Here is a 1,681-nt window from a genome sequence, read left to right as displayed (position 1 = left end):
CGGATAAAATGGACACCTTGGTTTCGAGCTTTGCGTTGGGGCGGATTCCCAGTGGTTCTTTTGATCCGCTGGGTCTGCGACGAATGGCTCAGGGTATTGTGGATATCATTGTCCATCGCCGTTTTTACCTCGGTCTTTCCCCCTGGATTGAGTTGAATTTGAGGCTTCTCGAAGAGCAGGGTTTTGTACATTTTGTTCCTTCGGTTCTCGACCAGGTCCGGGATTTTATTTTCAACCGTTTACGTTTCCGTCTCCTGGCAGAAGGTGTGAACTATTCGGTTTTAAATGCGGTTTTAGCTGATGCGGTGGATGACGTTTACGAAGTAATTGGACGGGCAAAGTTCCTGGATGAACTCCTCAAGAAGGAGAAAGGGTTTTTGGGCGCTATTGTAACCGGGTTTACTCGGGCAAATAATATCAGCCGGAGTTTCTCTGGGGAAGGCGAAATAAAACCGGAGCTCCTCAAAGAGGATGTGGAACGAGAGCTGTATCAGAAATTGACTCAATCTGAGAGTGAGTTTTCCCGCTTCATCCGGCATGGCAAGTACCGAGAGGCTTTTAAGAATTTCTCAGCTCTTCTTCCGACTTTAAATGCCTTTTTTGATAAGGTTTTGGTGATGTGCGAGGATGAAGAGTTACGACGTAACCGTTTGTTACTCATGAAAAAAGTGGTGAGAATGTGGGAAGGGTTTGCCGATCTCTCGCTTCTTGTCATAGAAAGCGTCTGAGGTGGTTTTTTTGAACGGATATCCGGTAAGCGATGATTTTAATATTTTCGTCATCTCTGACGGCACCGGGAAAACCGCTTTTTCGGTTGTGCAGGCTGCACTCCTTCAATTTGAGCTTCCTCGAGTGAGCATTTTGCGTTTTACCAATGTGAGGGATAAAGAAGAAATTTACAGCATCATGGACATGGTGCGGGTTCAGAAAGATGTGGTCATCTATACCGTGGTGAATGAGGAACTGGCCGAAATCTTGAGGATTGAAGCAGCGAACCGGGGTGTCATTGCTCTTGATATTTTGGGACCCTTGGTGGAGTTGCTGAAGCGCCTTAGCTCACGCAACCCCAGAGGGGTGCCGGGGCTTTTTCAGCGCTCTGAAGAAAAGGTCACGGAGCGTTTAGAAGCCATTGAATATGCTCTCGAAAAAAGCACCGGTTTCAGTGTTTCGAATCTCGACAAGGCCGATGTGATTCTCCTCACCATCTGGTACCCCCATAAGGATGAATATATTCTGCGATTAGCTGAGAAAGGGATTAAGTGTGGGTATGTGATTCTCGATCCAAATTTTCCTTTGCCCATGGATTTAGAGGAGGTGGTTGGTAGAGCATCCAGAAGTTTACTGGTGGGTATCAGGATGGATCCTGAATACCTGAGTGCTTTGCGCTTAGAGAGGATTAAGGCGTTGGGTTTGACTTGTTTGGCAGAGAAGGCGAATGTGGTAGAAGTTCGAAGGGAACTCGATTTTGCTCAGACAATCTATGAGAAACTCGGTTGTGTCATTTTGGATATCACTCGTTTAAGTAGTAATGAAGTCGTCAATCGGATTCTGGACCAAATTCAAAAAAGGGAGGAAAGAACATGAAGAAGTACGTGTATTTCTTTGGTGAAGGAGACGCTTCCATGAAGTTGCTCCTGGGCGGGAAAGGGGCAAATCTCGCTGAGATGACCCGCATTGGTCT

At 46.5% G+C, this 1,681-nt stretch carries 2 protein-coding genes; both read left to right on the top strand.

Features of this window, described 5'->3' with window-relative positions:
* The coding region (locus ABDK92_10140) for a glycine--tRNA ligase subunit beta (protein ID MEN3186964.1) at positions 1-728 on the top strand (728 nt) is incomplete at its 5' end.
* 10 nt (positions 729-738) lie between these two features.
* Positions 739-1,584 carry a kinase/pyrophosphorylase gene (locus tag ABDK92_10135; GenBank protein MEN3186963.1) on the top strand — a complete coding sequence of 282 codons (846 nt, stop codon included), beginning with the start codon at positions 739-741 and terminating at the stop codon, positions 1,582-1,584.
* Positions 1,585-1,681: the final 97 nt, after the last annotated feature.

The organism is Atribacterota bacterium (assembly GCA_039638595.1).
Classification (GTDB): Bacteria; Atribacterota; Atribacteria; order Atribacterales; family Caldatribacteriaceae; genus Profundicultor; species Profundicultor thermophilus.
The sequence above is the reverse complement of the archived record's forward strand: the minus strand, read 5'-3'. Positions and strand labels throughout refer to the sequence as shown.